Source organism: Pseudomonas sp. ZT5P21 (assembly GCF_054897785.1).
This window is the reverse complement of record NZ_CM142705.1, coordinates 3,802,743-3,823,584: the sequence shown is the minus strand read 5'-3', so window position 1 is coordinate 3,823,584 and position 20,842 is coordinate 3,802,743. Positions and strand designations below refer to the sequence as shown.

Here is a 20,842-nt window from a genome sequence, read left to right as displayed (position 1 = left end):
CGCTTTGAGAATTATCTGAAACAAATAAAAAACGGGAAGCCATTTTGGCTTCCCGTTTTTCGTATCACCGCTCGACTCAGATCACTGCAACGATAGCCTTGGTCACGACATCGATGTTGCTCTGGTTCAGCGCGGCGACGCAAATGCGGCCGGTGTCCAGGGCGTAGATGCCGAACTCGTTGCGCAGACGGGTCACTTGCTCAACCGTCAGGCCGGAGTAGGAGAACATGCCGCGCTGACGACCGACGAAGCTGAAGTCACGTTGCGGAGCCTGTTTCGCCAGCAGGTCAACCATCTGGGTGCGCATGCCGCGAATCCGCAGGCGCATTTCAGCGAGTTCCGCTTCCCACTGGGCGCGCAGTTCCGGGCTGTTCAGTACGGCGGCGACGATGCTTGCGCCGTGGGTTGGCGGGTTGGAGTAGTTGGTGCGGATCACGCGTTTGACTTGCGACAGCACGCGCGCGCTTTCTTCTTTCGACTCGCTGACGATCGACAGGGCGCCAACGCGCTCGCCGTACAGCGAGAAGGATTTGGAGAACGAGCTGGAGACAAAGAAGGTCAGGCCCGATTCGGCGAACAGGCGCACGGCAGCGGCGTCTTCGTCGATGCCATCGCCAAAGCCCTGGTAGGCCATGTCGAGGAACGGTACGTGGCCTTTGGCTTTCACCACTTCCAGAACGTTCTTCCAGTCTTCCGGGCTGAGGTCCACGCCGGTCGGGTTATGGCAGCACGCGTGCAGCACAACGATCGAACCGGACGGCAGGGCGTTCAGGTCTTCCAGCAGGCCGACACGGTTAACGTCATGGGTCGCGGCGTCATAGTAACGATAGTTCTGGACCGGGAAACCGGCGGTTTCAAACAGCGCGCGGTGGTTTTCCCAACTTGGGTCGCTGATCGCCACGACGGCGTTCGGAAGCAATTGCTTGAGGAAGTCGGCACCGATTTTCAGCGCGCCAGTACCGCCAACGGCCTGAGTGGTGATGACACGGCCAGCAGCGATCAGCGGCGAGTCATTGCCAAACAGCAGTTTCTGAACGGCCTGGTCGTAAGCTGCGATGCCATCGATTGGCAAGTAGCCACGGGAAGCGTGTTGAGCGACGCGAATCGTCTCGGCTTCGACAACGGCACGCAGGAGTGGAATTCGCCCCTCCTCGTTGCAGTAAACACCGACCCCCAGATTGACCTTGTTGGTACGGGTATCGGCGTTGAATGCTTCGTTGAGGCCCAGGATTGGATCGCGTGGTGCCATTTCGACAGCGGAGAACAGGCTCATTTTTGCGGCGGCTCTGAATGGAAAGTGGAGGGACGTGTCGCGCTCCAGCCGAATGCACTAGAGCGGTGCACAAACGGGGAGCTAGTATAGAGGCCATCTGCGATTGATGGCGACAGACTATTCGGCTTTTAGCGTAAGTTTTCCGATTATTTTTCGATCAATAGTCGATTGCCTGCGTCAATGACTTCAAGGGATGTAGGACGTTTGCCTTGAAAGCTGGGGCAATCGCCACCACATTGAGCATAATCCAGTTTTTTCCTCGGGCGACGTCGGTCGTTTGTGGTCTTTCTCGTTGCCGTCCGTTTTGCCCGGACGGGCGCGACCCAGAGGGTATTTCATGTCTGAATTCCAGCTAGTCACCCGCTTCGAGCCCGCCGGCGACCAGCCGGAAGCCATTCGCCTGATGGTCGAGGGCATCGAAGCCGGGCTGGCGCACCAGACGTTGCTCGGTGTGACCGGCTCGGGCAAGACCTTCAGCATCGCCAACGTTATCGCCCAGGTTCAGCGCCCGACGCTGGTGCTGGCGCCGAATAAAACCCTGGCGGCGCAGTTGTACGGTGAATTCAAAGCGTTTTTTCCGAACAACGCCGTCGAGTACTTCGTTTCCTACTACGACTACTACCAGCCCGAAGCCTACGTGCCGTCCTCGGACACCTTCATCGAGAAAGACGCCTCGATCAACGACCACATCGAGCAGATGCGACTCTCGGCGACCAAAGCGTTGCTGGAGCGCAAGGACGCGATCATCGTAACCACGGTGTCGTGCATCTATGGTCTGGGCAGTCCGGAAACTTATCTGAAAATGGTGCTGCACGTGGATCGCGGCGACAAGCTCGATCAGCGCGCCTTGCTGCGTCGCCTGGCGGACCTGCAATACACCCGCAACGACATGGATTTCGCCCGCGCGACCTTTCGAGTGCGCGGCGATGTGATCGACATCCACCCGGCAGAGTCCGATTTTGAAGCGATCCGCATCGAGCTGTTCGATGACGAAGTCGAGAGCCTCTCGGCCTTCGATCCGCTGACCGGCGAGGTGATTCGCAAGCTGCCGCGCTTCACGTTTTACCCGAAAAGCCACTACGTAACGCCACGAGAAACCCTGCTCGGCGCCATCGAAGGGATCAAGGTCGAGTTGCAGGAGCGTCTGGATTACTTGCGCTCCAACAACAAACTGGTGGAAGCGCAACGTCTGGAACAGCGCACTCGTTTCGACCTGGAGATGATCCTCGAACTGGGCTACTGCAACGGCATCGAAAACTACTCGCGCTACCTCTCGGGTCGCGATTCCGGTCAGGCGCCGCCGACCTTGTTTGACTACCTGCCGGCCGATGCCTTGCTGGTGATCGACGAATCCCACGTCAGCGTGCCGCAGGTCGGCGCGATGTACAAAGGTGACCGCTCGCGTAAAGAAACGCTGGTGGAATACGGCTTCCGCCTGCCATCGGCACTGGATAACCGGCCGATGCGCTTCGACGAGTTCGAAAGCATCAGTCCGCAAACGATATTTGTCTCGGCCACGCCGGGCAATTACGAGGCGGAACACGCCGGTCGCGTGGTTGAGCAGCTGGTGCGGCCGACCGGTCTGGTGGACCCGCAAATCGAAATCCGTCCGGCGCTGACCCAGGTCGACGATCTGCTTTCGGAAATCACCAAGCGTGTCGCACTCGAAGAGCGGGTGTTGGTCACCACACTGACCAAGCGCATGTCCGAAGACTTGACCGATTACCTGGCCGACCATGGCGTACGCGTGCGTTATCTGCACTCTGACATCGACACCGTGGAGCGCGTCGAAATCATCCGCGATTTGCGCCTGGGCACCTTCGATGTGTTGGTGGGGATCAACCTGCTGCGTGAAGGCCTGGACATGCCGGAAGTCTCGCTGGTGGCGATCCTCGATGCCGACAAGGAAGGCTTCCTGCGTTCCGAACGCTCGCTGATCCAGACCATTGGCCGTGCGGCGCGTAACCTCAACGGTCGGGCAATTCTCTACGCCGATCGGATCACCGGTTCCATGGAGCGGGCGATCGGCGAAACCGAGCGTCGTCGCGACAAACAGATCGCCTTCAACCTGGCCAACGGCATTACGCCAAAAGGTGTGTTTAAGGACGTTGCCGACATCATGGAAGGCGCCACCGTCCCGGGCTCGCGCAGCAAGAAGCGCAAAGGCATGGCCAAGGCCGCCGAAGAAAGCGCCAAGTACGAAGCCGAACTGCGCTCGCCCGGCGAAGTCGCCAAGCGTATCAAGGCGCTGGAAGAGAAGATGTACCAGCTTGCGCGTGATCTGGAATTCGAAGCGGCGGCGCAGATGCGCGACGAAATCAGCAAATTGCGCGAGCGGTTAATCGCCGTTTGAGATTTGCGGTGAATGTACAGTCCCCTTAAATCCCCAGCTCACTGGAGCCGGGCGGGCAACGCCTGTTACCATTCGCCCTTTGTTTTATCTTCATTTCGAGACTTGCCATGACCACCGTCCGCACGCGCATCGCGCCATCGCCTACCGGGGACCCCCACGTAGGTACCGCTTACATCGCTTTGTTCAACTACTGCTTTGCCAAGCAGCACGGCGGTGAGTTCATCCTGCGGATCGAAGACACCGACCAATTGCGTTCGACCCGCGAGTCCGAACAGCAGATTTTCGACGCCCTGCGCTGGTTGGGCATCGACTGGAGCGAAGGCCCCGACGTCGGCGGCCCGCATGGTCCTTACCGTCAAAGCGAGCGCGGCGAGATCTATCAGAAGTATTGCCAGCAGCTCGTTGAAATGGGCCACGCGTTCCCTTGCTTCTGCACCGCCGAAGAGCTGGACCAGATGCGCGCCGAGCAAATGGCACGTGGCGAAACCCCGCGTTATGACGGCCGTGCGTTGTTGCTCTCCAAGGAAGAAGTCGCGCGCCGCCTGGCCGCCGGCGAGCCGCACGTGATCCGCATGAAAGTGCCGAGCGAAGGCGTGTGCGTGGTGCCGGACATGCTGCGTGGCGATGTCGAGATCCCGTGGGATCGCATGGACATGCAAGTGCTGATGAAGACCGACGGCTTGCCGACGTACTTCCTGGCCAACGTGGTGGATGACCATCTAATGGGCATCACCCACGTTCTGCGTGGCGAAGAATGGCTGCCCTCGGCGCCGAAACTGATTCTCCTGTACGAATACTTCGGCTGGGAACAACCGGAGCTGTGCTACATGCCGCTGCTGCGTAACCCGGACAAGAGCAAGCTATCCAAGCGCAAGAACCCGACCTCGGTCACCTTCTACGAGCGTATGGGCTTCATGCCGGAAGCGATGCTCAACTACCTCGGACGCATGGGCTGGTCGATGCCGGACGAGCGCGAGAAGTTCTCGCTGCAGGAAATGGTCGATCACTTCGACCTGAGCCGAGTCTCCCTCGGTGGGCCGATTTTCGACATCGAGAAACTGTCCTGGCTGAACGGCCAGTGGCTGCGTGACCTGCCGGTGGAAGAGTTCGCCAGCCGATTGCAGACCTGGGCACTGAACCCGGAATACATGATGAAAATCGCGCCGCACGTGCAGGGCCGCGTTGAAACGTTCAGTCAGGTTGCACCGCTGGCCGGGTTCTTCTTTGCCGGTGGCGTGAGCCCGGATGCCAAGCTGTTCGAATCGAAGAAGCTGTCGGGCGATCAGGTTCGTCAGCTGATGCAGTTGATTCTGTGGAAACTGGAAAGCTTGCGTCAGTGGGAGAAAGACAGCATCACCGCGACGATTCAAGCGGTGGTCGAATCCCTGGAGTTGAAGTTGCGTGACGCCATGCCGCTGATGTTCGCCGCGATCACTGGTCAGGCCAGTTCGGTGTCGGTGCTCGATGCGATGGAAATCCTCGGTCCGGACCTGACGCGTTTCCGTCTGCGTCAGGCTATCGACTTGCTCGGTGGCGTGTCGAAGAAGGAAAACAAGGAGTGGGAAAAACTCCTGGGCAACATCGCGTAGGAGCTGCCGAAGGCTGCGATCTTTTGATCGTGCCTTTCGGTGCACCCCCCGTAATCCGGGGGGAGGGCGGTAAGTGATTGTTATGTCGGCAAAAAAGTTTGGAAATTGTTAAAAATAAATTTGACACGTTTCCGAAGCGCCATTAAGATTCGCCCCGTCCTCAGCGATGAGGGGCTATAGCTCAGCTGGGAGAGCGCTTGCATGGCATGCAAGAGGTCGACGGTTCGATCCCGTCTAGCTCCACCAATTTACACTTCAAGGTCTGGCCACACCGGCCTCGAAGCGATCAACACTCAGCGTTGGTCAATTGTATAGAAGGGTTTGCGTCCCCTTCGTCTAGTGGCCTAGGACACCGCCCTTTCACGGCGGTAACAGGGGTTCGAGTCCCCTAGGGGACGCCAGTTTTACAGAAGCGATGTTGCAAGATATCGCTCCGCCGCGAGGCGAAAAATCCGGGGCTATAGCTCAGCTGGGAGAGCGCCTGCATGGCATGCAGGAGGTCAGCGGTTCGATCCCGCTTAGCTCCACCAATTTTACAGTTCAAGGTCTGGCCACACCGGCCTTGAATCGATCAGCACTCAGTACTGATCAGTTGTATAGAAGGTTTTGCGTCCCCTTCGTCTAGTGGCCTAGGACACCGCCCTTTCACGGCGGTAACAGGGGTTCGAGTCCCCTAGGGGACGCCACGATTACCCGCTCTGCGGGATTTTATAAGGGTCATTCAATTATTGAATGGCCCTTTTGTTTGTCTGGCGTTTGGCCAAATCCCCATTTCTTTCAAACTGTGCTTCAGACCAGCGGTCATACTCACGACTTGCGAAAAATTATTATGAGAATAATATTCTAGTCGTAATATTCGGAGGCAACGATGAACGATAAAAAAGCTCAAACCCGCGAACGCATCCTCAAGGCCGCCAGCGTAGCGCTGATTCAGCGTGGCCCGGCCGAACCGAGCGTGGGCGAAGTGATGGGCGCAGCCGGCCTGACGGTTGGCGGCTTCTATGCGCACTTCGAAAGCAAGGACGCAATGATGCTGGAAGCGTTCAAGCAATTGCTCGGTCATCGCCGTGGCCTGATCGCAGACATGGACACCGAATTGACCGGCGAAGAGCGTCGCGCGTTGGTCGCTGCGTTTTATCTGTCACGCAAGCACCGTGATTCCTCTGAGTCGGCGTGCCCGATCCCGGCGTCCGTCGGTGAGCTGGGGCGCCTGGCGGACGCGTTTCGCGTGGCGTTGAATGAGCATGTGGAAATGATGGTCGCGCAGTTGGCGGCCAGTCCTGAAGACACCGACAAAGCCTTGGCCGACATGGCCTTGATGGTGGGTGGTCTGGCTCTGGCGCGGGCGCTGGGGCCTGGAGAATTGTCCGATCGATTGCTGCGTGCCGCCAAGTCGGCGGTGCTATGACCTGAAGGCCATGGCCTGAGGAGTGAGAGCGATGAGCACGTTAAAGTGGGTTCGTGGCGTTAATGGCACCTTGGGCTGGTTTGCACCGAAACTGGTCGCGAGCAAAATGCGGCTGGCATTCATGACGCCGCGGGATCTGCCGCTACGCGATTGGGAATTGCCGTTACTGGCGAAATCCGAACGCATCACCTTGCGCTTCGGTCTCTCGGCGCTGCGCTGGGGGCAAGGCCCTGCAGTGTTGCTGATGCACGGTTGGGAAGGCCGGCCGACGCAGTTTGCCAGTCTGATCACCGCGTTGGTGGGTGCCGGTTACTCCGTCGTTGCGTTGGACGGCCCTGCGCATGGTCGTTCACCGGGCAACGAAGCAAACGTCGTGCTGTTCGCCCGAGCCATGCTCGAAGCTGCCGCCGAGTTGCCGCCGCTGCAGGCGGTCATCGGTCACTCGATGGGCGGTGCCAGCGCTATGCTTGCCGTACAGCTGGGTTTGCGCACCGAAACCCTGGTGACGATTGCCGCACCGGCGCGAATTCTCGGCGTGCTGCGGGGTTTTGCCCGCTACGTGCGGCTGCCGCCTAAAGCCCGTTCGGCATTCATTCGCCAGGTGGAGAAAGACGTTGGCATGCGCGCGGCTGCACTGGATGTCTCGCATTATCAACTCGACATGCCCGGTCTGATCGTTCACGCCGAAGACGACTGCTTCGTCTCGGTCAAGGAATCCCGGCTGATCCACGAGGCCTGGTTCGATAGCCGTCTGCTGCAACTGGAGGAAGGCGGTCATCAGCGGGTACTGGCTGACCCTCGGGTGATTGATGGCGTGTTATCACTGCTGGCTGGCCGCAGCCTGCAGTCGCGGCAATCGGCCTGAGCATCCGTTACACTGCCCCGGTCGAAATAATCTGACCGGGAGTGGGGCATGGGCTGGGATCGGGCAACGCCATTTATCATTGATCTTGAAGTGGGCGCCGAGGACATCGACGGGTTGGGTCACGCGAATAACGCGGTGTACGTGACTTGGCTCGAGCGCTGCGCCTGGCGACACTCTCAGCGACTCGGTCTGGACCTGGTCGAGTATCGGCGGCTTGATCGGGCGATGGCGGTGGTGCGGCACGAGATCGATTATCTTGCCGCTGCATATGAAGGCGATCAGCTGCAACTGGCGACCTGGATCGTCGATTGGGACCAGCGTCTGAAAATGACCCGCCATTTCCAGCTGAAGCGCCCGAGCGACAACACGACGTTGCTGCGAGCGCAGACGACGTTTGTCTGTATCGAATTGTCCACCGGCAAGCCGAAGCGCATGCCAGCGGAGTTTATCGAGGGCTACGGCCCAGCGTTACTTGCGCAAGAATTGACTACCACCCAAATGTAATGTGGGAGCGGGCTTGCTTGCGAAAGCGGCGGCACATCCAACAGGGATTTGACAGACACACCGCTTTCGCGAGCAAGCCCGCTCCCACAGGTGTCCTGCGACTTCCTGCTTAATCCGGTAAACTGCCGCACGTTTTTCGTCGAGTGTGTTTTTCATGCAAATTGCTTTGGCGCCCATGGAGGGGTTGGTCGACAACATCCTGCGGGACGTGCTGACCCGTGTGGGCGGTATTGATTGGTGCGTGACCGAGTTCATCCGGATCAACGATCAGTTGCTCACGCCTGCCTATTTCCACAAGTTCGGTCCCGAATTGCTGACGGGTGCGCGCACCGCGTCTGGCGTGCCCTTGCGCGTGCAGCTGTTGGGTTCCGATCCGGTGTGTCTGGCGGAAAACGCAGCGCTGGCCTGCGAACTGGGCAGCGAAGTCATCGACCTGAACTTCGGTTGCCCGGCCAAAACCGTCAACAAGTCGCGCGGTGGCGCGGTGTTGCTCAAAGAGCCCGAGCTGCTGAACCAGATCGTCGAGCATGTCCGTCGCGCTGTTCCCCCGCATATTCCGGTCACTGCGAAAATGCGCCTCGGCTTCGACAGCCCGGACGGCTCGCTGGTTTGCGCCACAGCCCTGGCCGAAGGCGGCGCGGCCCACATCGTGGTGCATGCGCGGACCAAAACTGATGGCTACAAGCCACCGGCGCATTGGGAGTGGATTCCGCGGGTGCAGGACGTGGTCAAGGTGCCGGTGTTTGCCAACGGTGATATCTGGAGTGTCGAAGACTGGCGTCGTTGCCGTGAAATCAGCGGCGTCGAAGACATCATGCTCGGACGCGGGCTGGTGTCGCGCCCGGACCTGGCGCGGCAGATCGCAGCTGCGCGTGCTGGTGAAGATGTGGTCGAGATGACTTGGGCCGAGCTGCTGCCGCTGGTCCAGGATTTCTGGCTGCAGGCCAAAGCGCAGATGACGCCGCGTCAATCCCCGGGCCGTCTGAAGCAGTGGCTGGCGATGCTAACGCGCAATTATCCCGAAGCGGTTGAGCTGTTCACTGTCCTGCGCCGTGAAACCGAACTGGATCAGGTCTCGCGTTTGCTGGGGTTGCAGGTGTCGGAGGCGGCCTGAAACTTTTTTTGAAAAAACAGAAAATAATCTCTTGAAAAGCAATAGGCGATCCTTATTTAAGGATTACGCGATGCCGAAATCGGGTCGCGGAGACAAAAAAACTTGCTGATATGTTTTCAGGAGATTTGAATCATGAGCACTGCATTTTCAATGGCACCACTGTTCCGTTCCTCAGTCGGTTTCGATCGTTTCAACGACCTTTTCGAAACCGCACTGCGCAACGAGCCAGGCAGCACTTATCCACCTTACAACGTTGAAAAACACGGCGACGACCAATACCGCATCGTGATCGCGGCCGCCGGTTTCCAGGAAGAAGACCTGGAGTTGCAAGTGGAAAAAGGTGTGCTGACGATCAGTGGCGGCAAACGTGACGCGAACGAAGACGTTACTTATCTGTACCAGGGCATCGCACAGCGAGCCTTCAAGCTGTCCTTCCGTCTGGCGGACCATATCGAAATCAAGGCCGCTGGCCTGAGCAACGGTCTGTTGAGTATCGACCTGCTACGGGTGATTCCGGAAGAGGCAAAAGCCAAACGCATCCCGATCAACGGGACGCAAAACCCAGCTCTGCAGCACTAAGGCAGGGCAAAAAAGAAAAGGGCGCCAACGGCGCCCTTTTCTTGCCTTGCCCCTTTGTAGGAGCGAGCTTGCTCGCGAAAGACGTCAACGATAACGCGTGTTTTCTGGAAAATCGCGTTGCTCTCCAGTTCATCGCGAGCGAGCTCGCTCCTACAGTGGGGGCGTGTTACTTGAGGAGTTTCTGAAACGCCTCCACCGGCAGCGGCGAGCTGTGCAAATACCCCTGGTAAAAATGGCAGCCCAGCCCCTGCAGAAACTCCAGTTGCTCCGGCGTCTCCACCCCTTCGGCAATCACCTTCAATTCCAGGCTGCGGGCCATGGCGACGATAGCGCGGATGATCTCGGCGTCGTTGGGATCGGTGGTGGCGTCGCGGATGAATGACTGGTCGATTTTCAGAGTGTCGACCGGCAGTCGCTTGAGGTAGGTCAGCGAGGAATAACCGGTGCCGAAGTCGTCCATGGCAAAGCTCACACCGAGCTTTTTCAGGCGACGCATTTTGCTGATGGTGTCTTCCAGATTCTGGATGACGATGCCTTCGGTTATTTCCAGTTTCAGCAGCGAGCAGGGGAGGCCGTGGCTGATGAGGCTGTGCTCGATGCGCTCGACGAAGTCGTTCTGGCGGAACTGCCGCGGGCTGATGTTCACGCACAGGCTGAAATTCAACGGGTCGATCCTGCCCTCGGCGATCAATTGTTTGAAGGCATTGCACACTTCGTCGACGATCCAGGTGCCGACTTCCAGAATCAACCCGCTGTCTTCCAGGACCTTGATGAATTCGGTCGGCGACTGTGCGCCGAGTTTCGGGTGATTCCAGCGCACCAGCGCTTCGGCGCCGACGATACGGTTGTCGCGAGCGTCCACCTGAGGCTGGTAATGCACCTCGAACTCCCCCCGGGAAAGGGCCAGGCGCAAGTCGGTTTCCATGCGCAAGCGTTCACTGGCGGCCTTTTGCATGGTGTTGTGGTACATCTGCGTGGTGTTGCGACCTGAATCCTTGGCCCGATAAAGCGCGATGTCGGCGCGTTTGAGCAGGTCGGTCGGGGTCGAGCCGTGATCGGGAATCAGCGCGATGCCGATACTCGGCGTCACTTGCAGGCGTTGACCATCAAGGAACATCGGTTCAGACAATAGTTCGCGCAAGGTGTCCGCAAGGTCGCGGACCTGTGCGCTGACTTCATTGCGCGAACCTTCCAGGCCGCTGAGCAGCACCACGAATTCATCGCCGCCCAGCCGCGCAACGGTGTCTTCCATGCGCACGCTCGCTTCAAGGCGGGCGGTGATAATCTTCAGCACGGTGTCGCCCACCGGGTGACCGAGCGAATCGTTGATGTGCTTGAAGTGGTCGAGATCGAGAAACATCAGCGCGCCACGCAGGTTGTGGCGTTTGAGCAGGGCGATCTGCTGGCTCAGGCGATCCATCAACAGCGCGCGGTTGGGCAGGTTGGTCAACGGATCGTGGTAAGCCAGGTGACGGATCTGCGCTTCGGCGTTTTTCAGCAGGCTGACGTCCCGCGCGGTCAGCAGCAGGCAAGCGGTTTCGTTGAGCGTGATCGGTTCCACCGACACTTCGACGGTCAACAGTTCGCCGCGCTTGTTGCGGCCGAGCATCTCCTGGTGATGCACCCGACCCTTGATCTGTAGCTCGGCCAGCAGCGCCGAGCGTTGTTTTTCTTCGGCCCAGATGCCGACCTGATACACCGTGCGGCCGACCACTTCATCGGCGCGGTAGCCGGTCAGCCGGCAGAAACCATCGTTGACCTCCAGATAACGCCCGGTGTCGCGTTCCGTGATGGTGATGGCGTCGGGGCTGGAGTGGAAGGCCTTGGCGAATTTCTCTTCGCTGGCCTTGAGTGCCGCTTCCGAACGTTGTTGCTGGGTGATGTCGCGCAAGGTGGTGACGATGCACGGCTGATCGCCGACGCTGATCTGGCGGCTGGAGATCACGCAGGTCAGTGATTGGCCATTTTTGTGCTGAACGAGGATCGCCACGTTGTTCAGGCCCTGTTCACGGATGACTTGTTCGATCCGTCGCAGGCTTTTCGGCGACGCGTCCCACAGCCCGATTTCGTCGGCACTGCGGCCAATCACCTCGGCGGTGCTCCAGCCGAAGGTCTGGGTAAAACTGGAGTTGATTTCGATGAACTGGCCGGTGTCCTGGCGTGTCACGCAGATCGGGTCTGGGCTGACCTGAAACAGGGTGGCAAATTTCTCTTCGGAGGCAACCAGCATCTGTTCGCGCTCGACCTGATCGGTAATGTCCAGCAAGGTGCCAGCCATACGAAAAGGGGTGCCGTTCTCGTCGCGGTAGAGACGGGCGCGGCTTTCCAGATAACGCGAACTTCCATCCTCCAGCTGCACGCGGTAGGTCAGTTGATAGTTGCCCGCCGGACCTTCGCGCAGGCTGCGATAGGCGTCGCGCATACCGTCGCGTTCTTCGCCGGGCACGCCTTCGAAAAACGCGTCGAACGATTCATGGAACGGTATGGCTTCCAGTCCGTGCAACTGAGCGGCCCGGGCCGAGCCATAGAGCATGCCGCTCGGAATGTGCCAGTCCCATGTGCCCAACTGCGCCGAGTCCAGAGCCAGATCGAGACGTTCCTGGCTGTCTTTGAGTGCGTGCTCGGCGGCTTTGCGCTCGGTGGTGTCGAGGAAAGTGCTGAGCAGATAGGGCTGGCCCTCGAGCTCGACTTTTTGCGCGCTGAGGATGCCGTCGTGGACCTGGCCATTACTGGCGCGAAACTGGACTTCCATGCTGACCAGCTCGCCTTTGGCCTTGGTCGCTTTGACCAGTGTCTCCCGTTGCTCCGGGTGCACCCACAAGCCCAGCTCAAGCGTGGTGCGGCCAATCGCGTTTTGTACCGGCCAACCGAACAGGCTTTCGAAATACTGATTGGCTTCGGTGATCAGGCCGTCTTCCTGGCGGGTCAGCAGCACCATGTTCGGGCACAAATGAAACAGCGTCGCGAAGCGTTTTTCCGAGCTGCTCAGCGCCTGTTCGCGCTGGCGTTGATGAGTAATTTCTCGGATCACCCCGATCATGCGCGGCCGACCCTGTTTATCCGGCAGCAAGCTGCCATTGATCTCCAGCCAGTGCAGGCTGCCGTCCGGCCAGCGGATGCGGTGGTGCATTGCTTGTTCCAGCGGGGCGCCGGCAATCACGGCGTGGAACGCGCGAATGGTTTTGGCCCGGTCTTCGGGCGGCAATAGGTCGAGGTATTCCAGATCGGCCGGCAGCGGCTGCCGGGGATCAAACCCAAACAAAGCCTGCGTGCCTCGCGACCAACTGATCTGGCCGCGCTCGATGTCCCAATACCAGGCGCCTAGCCGTGCTCCGTTGAGGGCGGCCAGCAGCTGTGGTGCGTTTTCCCAGCTTTGCTCGGACCGTTTCGGGTCAAGCGCCTGAATACGTGGCATCGGCGGAATACGGTCAACAGATTTCGGCATTGGCAGGCCTTGGGCTGAATTGGGCATTGGGCACAGGAATTCGCGGCTCTATAGGCGTAGCACAAGTTAGCCCTGAGTCCCTGGCCGATCGATTTGTGCATCCAGCAGGGCCATAAAAGCCCGTGCTGCGTTCGACAGCGTCCGTTCGGTGTGCAAGATATAGCCTAGCTGGCGAGACAGTTGTATGCCCGGCAAAGGTATTCGTGCAACTTGATCGTCGAGCATGGTGCGCGGCAACACGCTCCAGGCCAGACCGATCGAGACCATCATCTTGATGGTTTCCAGATAATTCGTGCTCATGGCGATGTTCGGCGTCAGGCCTCGGGCTTCGAAAAGGCGCTGGACGATGTGGTGAGTAAAGGTATTGCCGCCGGGAAACACGGCTGGATGCAGGGCGATGTCCGCCAGGCTGACGGCACCATTGCTGATCAATGAATGCTCCGGGGCGACCACGAAATCCAGCGGGTCATCCCACACCGGCATGGCCTTGATCAGAGCATGCGGCTCGGGCGCGAGGGTGATGACAGCCAGTTCGGCGCGGCCGTGGAGGATTTCTTCGTAGGCCACTTCCGAATCGAGGAACTGAATGTCCAGCGCGACTTGTGGGTAACGGCGGGTGAATTCCCTTAATAAGGGCGGCAAACGGTGCAAGCCGATGTGGTGACTGGTGGCCAGGGTCAGGCGGCCGCTCACTTCTCCGGTCAGGTTGGTCAAGGCGCGGCGGGTGTCGTCCAGCACGTTCAGAATCTGATAAGCCCGCGGCAGCAGGGCGCGACCGGCTTCGGTCAGGCCGACTTCGCGGCCCAGGCGATCAAACAGGCGTACCTTCAATTGCTGCTCCAGCCCGGCAATGCGTTTACTGATTGCCGGTTGCGTCAGGTGCAGCCGTTCCCCGGCGCCGGAGAAGCTTCCTGTCTCCGCGATGGCAATAAAGGCATTGAGGTTGGCGAGGTCCATTGCTGTATTCCAGTTGGTTATCCAAAGCATAAAAAATATGAATTTGAGTTATTTAATGTAACCCCCTAGGATCGACCTCACAAGCCAAAGGGTTATTGAAATAGTCAGAGCCCGGGGCATAGAAACAAGCTGATGAGGAAACCGTCTGATGGCCGGCAAAACGCTCTACGACAAGCTCTGGGATTCGCACTTGGTCAAACAGCGCGACGATGGCTCTGCGCTGATCTACATCGATCGTCACATCATCCACGAAGTGACCTCGCCGCAAGCCTTTGAAGGCCTGCGACTGGTCGGGCGCAAGCCTTGGCGCATCGATGCCAACATCGCGACCCCGGACCACAACGTACCGACCACGCCGGAGCGCAAGGGCGGCATCGAAGCCATTGCCGACCAGGTCTCGCGTCTGCAGGTTCAGACCCTCGACGACAACTGCGATGAATATGGCATTGTCGAATTCAAGATGAATGACGTGCGTCAAGGCATCGTGCACGTTATCGGCCCGGAGCAGGGCGCGACCTTGCCGGGCATGACCGTGGTCTGCGGCGACTCCCACACCTCGACCCACGGCGCATTCGGCGCTCTGGCTCACGGTATCGGCACGTCCGAGGTCGAGCATGTGCTCGCCACCCAGTGCCTGGTCGCCAAAAAAATGAAGAACATGCTGGTGTCGGTCGAAGGCACATTGCCGTTCGGCGTGACCGCCAAGGACATCGTGCTCGCCGTGATCGGCAAGATCGGCACCGCCGGCGGTAACGGCCATGCGATCGAGTTCGCCGGTAGTGCGATTCGCGATCTGTCGGTCGAAGGCCGCATGACCATCTGCAACATGTCCATCGAGGCCGGCGCTCGCGTGGGTCTGGTGGCTGCGGATGAAAAAACCGTGGCCTACGTGAAGGGCCGTCCATTCGCTCCGAAAGGTGCGGAATGGGACTTGGCCGTCGAAGCCTGGAAAGACCTGGTGACAGACGAAGACGCCAGGTTCGACACCGTCGTTGAACTCGACGCGACCCAGATCAAACCGCAAGTCAGCTGGGGCACTTCGCCCGAGATGGTGCTGGCCGTCGATCAGAACGTGCCGGACCCGGCGAAGGAAATGGACCTGGTCAAGCGCGGCTCCATCGAGCGTGCGTTGAAATACATGGGTTTGACCGCCAATCAGGCGATCACCGACATTCAACTGGACCGCGTATTCATCGGTTCCTGCACCAACTCGCGGATCGAAGATTTGCGCGCTGCTGCCGTTATCGCCAAGGGCCGCAAAGTGGCTTCGACCATCAAGCAGGCCATCGTGGTGCCGGGCTCGGGTCTGGTGAAGGCGCAGGCTGAGTCGGAAGGCCTGGACAAGATTTTCCTCGACGCCGGTTTTGAATGGCGCGAGCCGGGTTGCTCGATGTGCCTGGCGATGAACCCGGACCGTTTGGAGTCGGGCGAGCATTGCGCTTCCACCTCCAACCGCAACTTCGAAGGTCGTCAGGGCGCCGGTGGTCGTACCCACCTCGTGAGCCCGGCGATGGCCGCAGCGGCGGCGGTGAACGGTCGTTTCGTCGATGTCCGTGAATTGATTTAAAGGAGCGCAGCATGAAAGCTTTTACCCAGCACACTGGTCTTGTCGCGCCTCTGGATCGTGCCAACGTCGACACCGACCAGATCATCCCGAAGCAGTTTTTGAAGTCGATCAAGCGCACGGGTTTCGGCCCGAACCTGTTCGATGAGTGGCGTTATCTGGATGTGGGCCAGCCGTACCAGGACAACTCCAAGCGCCCGTTGAACAAGGACTTCGTCCTCAACGCCGAGCGTTATCAAGGCGCCAGCGTGTTGCTGGCCCGCGAAAACTTCGGTTGCGGCTCCAGCCGTGAACACGCGCCGTGGGCGCTGGAAGAGTACGGTTTCCGCAGTATCATCGCGCCGAGCTACGCCGACATCTTCTTCAACAACAGCTTCAAGAACGGCTTGCTGCCGATCATTCTGAGCGACGCTGAAGTAGATGAACTGTTCGAGCAGGTTGAGGCGAATCCTGGCTACCAGTTGCAGGTTGATCTGCAGGCCCAGACCGTGACCCGTCCAGATGGCAAAGTGTTGAGTTTTGAGATCGATGCATTCCGTAAGCATTGCCTGCTCAACGGTCTGGATGATATCGGCCTGACCTTGCAGGATCACGAGGCGATTGCCACGTTTGAAGCCAAGCACCGGGCGAGCCAGCCTTGGTTGTTTCGCGATGCCTGAGGAATTGATGTAGGCAATTCCGGCCTCTTCGCGAGCAAGCCCGCTCCCACATTGGATTGTCGGTGTACACCACACCCCTTTGGGAGCGGGCTTGCTCGCGAAGACGGCAGCCCGGACAACACAAGGCTAAACCCCAAAAGGAAGTCCCCATGACCAGCACCGCTCAGCACACTCAGGTTGTCCAAAAGCAATTCGGCGAACAGGCCTCGGCCTACCTGAGCAGCGCCGTCCACGCTCAAGGCACCGAATTTACCCTGCTACAAGCTGAACTGGCCGGGCAGGGCGATGCCCGGGTTTTGGATTTGGGTTGCGGCGCCGGTCATGTGAGTTTTCACGTGGCGTCGCTGGTCAAGGAGGTGGTGGCTTATGACCTGTCGCAGCAAATGCTCGACGTGGTCGCCACTGCCGCCGCTGATCGTGGTTTGAATAATGTGTCCACCGTCAACGGTGCGGCCGAGCGCCTGCCGTTTGACGATAGCGAGTTCGATTTCGTCTTCAGCCGGTATTCGGCGCACCATTGGAGCGATCTGGGCATGGCACTGCGAGAAGTGCGGCGGGTGCTGAAACCGGGCGGCGTGGCGGCGTTCATCGACGTGTTGTCACCGGGCAGTCCGTTGTTCGACACTTACCTGCAAAGCGTCGAAGTGCTGCGCGACACCAGCCATGTGCGTGATTATTCCGCCGGTGAGTGGTTGCGTCAGGTCAGCGAGGCGGGGTTGCACACTCGCAGTACGACGCGTCAACGCCTGCGGCTGGAGTACAGCTCCTGGGTCGAGCGCATGCGCACACCGCCAGTGATGCGCGCAGCGATCCGCGAGTTGCAGCAGTCGATGGGCAATGAAGTGCGCGAATATTTCGAGATTGAGGCCGATGGTTCGTTCAGTACTGATGTGCTGGTGCTGATGGCTGAACGATAGAATTTTTACGGGAGTGCCCTGGGCACACCGACTGATGACATGAGGAAAGCATGAGCAAGCAGATTCTGATTCTCCCGGGTGACGGTATTGGTCCGGAAATCATGGCCGAAGCGGTCAAAGTGCTGGAGTTGGCGAACGACAAGTACAGCCTGGGCTTCGAACTGAGTCACGATGTTATCGGTGGCGCGGCCATCGACAAGCACGGCGTACCGCTGGCCGACGAAACCCTGGAGCGTGCTCGCGCAGCCGACGCTGTCCTGCTGGGCGCCGTGGGCGGCCCGAAATGGGACACCATCGAGCGTGACATTCGCCCTGAGCGCGGCCTGCTGAAGATTCGTGCGCAACTGGGCCTGTTCGGCAACCTGCGCCCGGCGATCCTGTACCCGCAACTGGCCGAGGCTTCCAGCCTGAAAGCTGAAATCGTTTCGGGTCTGGACATCCTGATCGTCCGCGAACTGACCGGCGGTATCTACTTCGGCGCGCCGCGTGGCGTGCGCACCCTGGAGAATGGCGAGCGTCAGGCTTATGACACGCTGCCATACAGCGAAAGCGAAATTCGCCGCATCGCCCGTGTCGGTTTCGACATGGCCATGGTGCGTGGCAAGAAGCTGTGCTCGGTGGACAAGGCCAACGTCCTGGCTTCCAGCCAGTTGTGGCGTGAAATCGTCGAAGAAGTGGCCAAGGATTACCCTGAAGTCGAACTGAGCCACATGTATGTCGACAACGCCGCCATGCAACTGGTGCGGGCGCCGAAGCAGTTCGACGTGATCGTTACCGACAACCTGTTTGGCGACATCCTGTCCGACCAGGCGTCGATGCTCACCGGTTCCATCGGCATGCTGCCATCGGCATCGCTGGACACCCACAACAAGGGCATGTACGAGCCGTGCCACGGCTCCGCGCCGGACATCGCGGGCAAGGGCATCGCCAACCCGCTGGCGACCATTTTGTCGGTGTCGATGATGCTGCGTTACAGCTTCAATCAACAGGGCGCGGCGGATGCGATCGAACAGGCCGTTAGTCTGGTACTGGATCAAGGCCTGCGCACGGGCGACATCTGGTCGACCGGTTGCACTAAAGTCGGTACGCAGGAAATGGGCGACGCAGTAGTCGCCGCGCTGCGGAATCTGTAATCTCTCGGGCCCGCTGCCACTTTCAACTTCGACAGCAGCGGCCCACTTTTCAATAAGGTGTAGTTGCGATGAAACGTGTAGGTCTGATCGGTTGGCGCGGTATGGTCGGTTCCGTGCTCATGCAGCGGATGCTGGAAGAGCAGGATTTCGATCTTATCGAGCCGGTGTTTTTCACCACTTCCAATGTCGGTGGGCAAGGCCCGTCCGTGGGCAAGGACATTGCTCCGCTCAAGGACGCTTACAGCATTGAAGAGCTGAAAACCCTCGACGTGATTCTGACCTGCCAGGGTGGCGACTACACCAGCGAAGTGTTCCCGAAACTGCGCGAAGCCGGCTGGCAGGGGTACTGGATCGACGCCGCTTCCAGTTTGCGCATGCAGGACGACGCGGTGATCGTGCTAGACCCGGTAAACCGCAAGGTCATCGACCAGCAACTCGACGCGGGCACCAAGAACTACATCGGCGGCAACTGTACCGTCAGCCTGATGCTGATGGGGCTGGGTGGTCTGTTCGAAGCCGGTCTGGTGGAGTGGATGAGCGCCATGACCTATCAGGCGGCCTCCGGTGCCGGCGCGCAGAACATGCGTGAACTGATCAAGCAAATGGGCGCGACCCACGCTGCTGTCGCCGATCAACTGGCCGACCCGGCCAGCGCCATCCTCGACATCGACCGCCGTGTCGCCGAAGCCATGCGCAGCGACGCGTACCCGACCGAAAATTTCGGCGTGCCGCTGGCCGGCAGCCTGATCCCGTGGATCGACAAGGAACTGCCGAACGGTCAGAGCCGCGAAGAGTGGAAGGCCCAGGCCGAGACCAACAAGATTCTCGGTCGCTTCAAGAGCCCGATCCCGGTGGACGGCATCTGCGTGCGCATCGGCGCCATGCGCTGCCACAGCCAGGCGTTGACCATCAAGCTGAACAAAGACGTGCCGATCGCCGACATCGAAGGGCTGATCAGCCAGCACAACCCGTGGGTCAAACTGGTGCCGAACAATCGCGACATCAGCATGCAGGAGCTGAGCCCGACCAAGGTCACCGGCACCCTGAATGTGCCGGTCGGTCGTCTGCGCAAATTGAACATGGGGTCGCAGTTCGTCGGCGCGTTCACGGTCGGCGACCAGCTGCTGTGGGGCGCGGCCGAGCCGCTGCGTCGTATGCTGCGGATTCTGCTTGAGCGTTGATTGATTGAAGCAATGAAAGAACCCGTGCCTTGAAAGGGGCGCGGGTTTTTTTATGTGCGACAGCCTGAGGGTGATCGGTTGCCTGATGCTCCGCTATCGCGAGCAAGCTCGCTCCCACAGTGTTAAACGCAATCCTTGTGGGAGCGAGCTTGCTCGCGATGAGGCCGGCACAGACGCTACACATGTCCCGCCGAATTGCCTGCACGCCAACCACCCGGTAAAGTGCCGCTCCCCCGTTTCGCCAGAGATAAAACCATGAGCCAGTCCTTTGATATTGCCGTGATCGGCGCCACCGGAACTGTCGGCGAAACGCTGGTGCAGATCCTTGAAGAGCGCGACTTTCCGGTCGGCAACCTTCACTTGCTGGCCAGCAGCGAATCCGCCGGGCATTCTGTGCCGTTTCGCGGCAAGAACGTGCGGGTGCGGGAAGTTGACGAGTTCGACTTCAGCAAAGTGCAGTTGGTGTTCTTCGCCGCAGGCCCGGCGGTAACCTTGAGTTTCGCCTCGCGCGCCACCGCGGCCGGTTGCTCGCTGATCGACTTGTCCGGCGCCTTGCCCGCTGAACAGGCGCCGCAAGTGGTGCCGGAAGCCAACGCTCAGGTTCTGTCCGTTCTGGAAAAACCGTTCCAGGTCAGCAGCCCAAGCCCATCGGCCACCACATTAGCTGTGGTGCTCGCACCCTTGCGCGGTCTGCTTGACCTGCAACGTGTCAACGTGACCGCCAGTCTGGCCGTCTCTGCCCAGGGCCGCGAAGCTGTCACCGAACTGGCCCGGCAAACCGCCGAGCTGCTCAATGTGCGGCCGCTGGAGCCAACCTTCTTCGATCGGCAGATGGCTTTCAACCTGCTGGCGCAAGTCGGCAAGGCGGATGAGCAAGGCCATACGCTGCTGGAAAAACGTCTGGTGCGTGAATTGCGTCAGGTCATGGCTTTGCCTTCATTAAAGATTTCCGTCACTTGCATTCAAGCCCCGGTGTTTTTTGGCGATAGCTTTAGCGTGACCCTGCAGTCGGCAAGCGCTGTGGACCTGGCGAAAATCAACCAAGCGCTGGAAAACGCTCCCGGAGTCGAGTTGGTGGAAGCCGGCGATTATCCGACCCCGGTAGGCGACGCGGTAGGGCAGGACGTGGTCTACGTCGGTCGGGTTCGTGCTGGAATCGACGACCCGTCGGAACTTAATTTGTGGCTGACGTCAGATAACGTACGCAAAGGCGCGGCGCTCAATGCTGTGCAGGTGGCTGAATTGTTGATAAAAGACCTGCTGTAAAAGATACTTGGCAACTATTTGAAGAATGATTCTGG

16 protein-coding genes and 4 tRNA genes are annotated in these 20,842 nt (G+C 59.4%); 17 read left to right on the top strand and 3 right to left on the bottom strand.

The annotated features are described in order from the left end of the window. Positions 1 to 76 precede the first annotated feature (76 nt). Entirely contained in the window at positions 77 to 1,273 is a 1,197-nt protein-coding gene (locus tag ACYZT9_RS17730; RefSeq protein WP_462006693.1) for an amino acid aminotransferase, read from the bottom strand. Positions 1,274 to 1,610: 337 nt separating this feature from the next. Here ACYZT9_RS17730 and uvrB point away from each other — a divergent pair, with 337 nt between their 5' ends. The 11 genes from uvrB (at position 1,611) to ACYZT9_RS17675 (ending at position 9,685) form a co-directional block, all read left to right on the top strand. Beyond that, complete coding sequence (uvrB, locus tag ACYZT9_RS17725; protein WP_462006692.1) at positions 1,611 to 3,626, top strand: excinuclease ABC subunit UvrB; 2,016 nt, start codon at positions 1,611 to 1,613, stop codon at positions 3,624 to 3,626. Positions 3,627 to 3,733: 107 nt separating this feature from the next. After that, the gene (gene gltX, locus ACYZT9_RS17720; RefSeq protein ID WP_462006691.1) at positions 3,734 to 5,215 is read left to right on the top strand and encodes a glutamate--tRNA ligase; all 1,482 of its coding nucleotides are present in this window, start codon (positions 3,734 to 3,736) and stop codon (positions 5,213 to 5,215) included. Between the two features lie 170 nt (positions 5,216 to 5,385). Beyond that, positions 5,386 to 5,461: transfer RNA gene (locus ACYZT9_RS17715), tRNA-Ala, on the top strand. A gap of 79 nt (positions 5,462 to 5,540) precedes the next feature. Continuing rightward, positions 5,541 to 5,616: transfer RNA gene (locus ACYZT9_RS17710), tRNA-Glu, on the top strand. A gap of 53 nt (positions 5,617 to 5,669) precedes the next feature. Continuing rightward, positions 5,670 to 5,745: transfer RNA gene (locus ACYZT9_RS17705), tRNA-Ala, on the top strand. An 80-nt stretch (positions 5,746 to 5,825) separates the two neighbouring features. Continuing rightward, positions 5,826 to 5,901, top strand: a tRNA-Glu gene (locus ACYZT9_RS17700). Between the two features lie 182 nt (positions 5,902 to 6,083). Continuing rightward, entirely contained in the window at positions 6,084 to 6,623 is a 540-nt protein-coding gene (locus ACYZT9_RS17695) for a TetR/AcrR family transcriptional regulator (RefSeq protein WP_462006690.1), read from the top strand. 31 nt (positions 6,624 to 6,654) lie between these two features. Further along, on the top strand, positions 6,655 to 7,488 hold the full coding sequence (locus ACYZT9_RS17690) for an alpha/beta fold hydrolase (RefSeq protein ID WP_462006689.1): 834 nt from the start codon (positions 6,655 to 6,657) through the stop codon (positions 7,486 to 7,488). A 48-nt stretch (positions 7,489 to 7,536) separates the two neighbouring features. Then, positions 7,537 to 7,992 carry an acyl-CoA thioesterase gene (locus ACYZT9_RS17685; RefSeq protein WP_462006688.1) on the top strand — a complete coding sequence of 152 codons (456 nt, stop codon included), beginning with the start codon at positions 7,537 to 7,539 and terminating at the stop codon, positions 7,990 to 7,992. Positions 7,993 to 8,146: 154 nt separating this feature from the next. Then, entirely contained in the window at positions 8,147 to 9,106 is a 960-nt protein-coding gene (locus ACYZT9_RS17680; protein WP_462006687.1) for a tRNA dihydrouridine synthase, read from the top strand. 132 nt (positions 9,107 to 9,238) lie between these two features. Continuing rightward, positions 9,239 to 9,685, top strand: coding sequence for an Hsp20 family protein (locus ACYZT9_RS17675; RefSeq protein ID WP_462006686.1), 447 nt, complete (start codon positions 9,239 to 9,241; stop codon positions 9,683 to 9,685). A 166-nt stretch (positions 9,686 to 9,851) separates the two neighbouring features. Here ACYZT9_RS17675 and ACYZT9_RS17670 read toward each other — a convergent pair whose 3' ends face one another. Beyond that, positions 9,852 to 13,130, bottom strand: a complete 3,279-nt coding sequence (locus tag ACYZT9_RS17670) for a PAS domain S-box protein (RefSeq protein ID WP_462006685.1) — start codon at positions 13,128 to 13,130, stop codon at positions 9,852 to 9,854. A gap of 66 nt (positions 13,131 to 13,196) precedes the next feature. Next, a complete protein-coding gene (locus ACYZT9_RS17665; protein WP_462006684.1) occupies positions 13,197 to 14,087 on the bottom strand; it encodes a LysR family transcriptional regulator in 891 nt (296 codons plus the stop codon). Between the two features lie 148 nt (positions 14,088 to 14,235). On the opposite strand from ACYZT9_RS17665, the gene leuC reads away from it, so the two are divergent. The 6 genes from leuC to ACYZT9_RS17635 all read left to right on the top strand — a co-directional run bounded on the left by leuC (position 14,236) and on the right by ACYZT9_RS17635 (position 20,807). Beyond that, positions 14,236 to 15,654: a 3-isopropylmalate dehydratase large subunit gene (gene leuC / locus ACYZT9_RS17660; RefSeq protein ID WP_462006683.1), complete on the top strand. Its 1,419-nt coding sequence runs from the start codon at positions 14,236 to 14,238 to the stop codon at positions 15,652 to 15,654. Positions 15,655 to 15,665: 11 nt separating this feature from the next. Continuing rightward, positions 15,666 to 16,310: a 3-isopropylmalate dehydratase small subunit gene (gene leuD, locus ACYZT9_RS17655; RefSeq protein WP_462006682.1), complete on the top strand. Its 645-nt coding sequence runs from the start codon at positions 15,666 to 15,668 to the stop codon at positions 16,308 to 16,310. 149 nt (positions 16,311 to 16,459) lie between these two features. Further along, entirely contained in the window at positions 16,460 to 17,227 is a 768-nt protein-coding gene (locus ACYZT9_RS17650) for a class I SAM-dependent methyltransferase (RefSeq protein ID WP_462006681.1), read from the top strand. A 50-nt stretch (positions 17,228 to 17,277) separates the two neighbouring features. Beyond that, on the top strand, positions 17,278 to 18,360 hold the full coding sequence (gene leuB, locus ACYZT9_RS17645) for a 3-isopropylmalate dehydrogenase (RefSeq protein ID WP_462006680.1): 1,083 nt from the start codon (positions 17,278 to 17,280) through the stop codon (positions 18,358 to 18,360). Positions 18,361 to 18,428: 68 nt separating this feature from the next. Next, entirely contained in the window at positions 18,429 to 19,541 is a 1,113-nt protein-coding gene (gene asd / locus ACYZT9_RS17640; protein ID WP_046026895.1) for an aspartate-semialdehyde dehydrogenase, read from the top strand. 255 nt (positions 19,542 to 19,796) lie between these two features. Beyond that, positions 19,797 to 20,807: an aspartate-semialdehyde dehydrogenase gene (locus tag ACYZT9_RS17635; protein ID WP_462006679.1), complete on the top strand. Its 1,011-nt coding sequence runs from the start codon at positions 19,797 to 19,799 to the stop codon at positions 20,805 to 20,807. Positions 20,808 to 20,842: the final 35 nt, after the last annotated feature.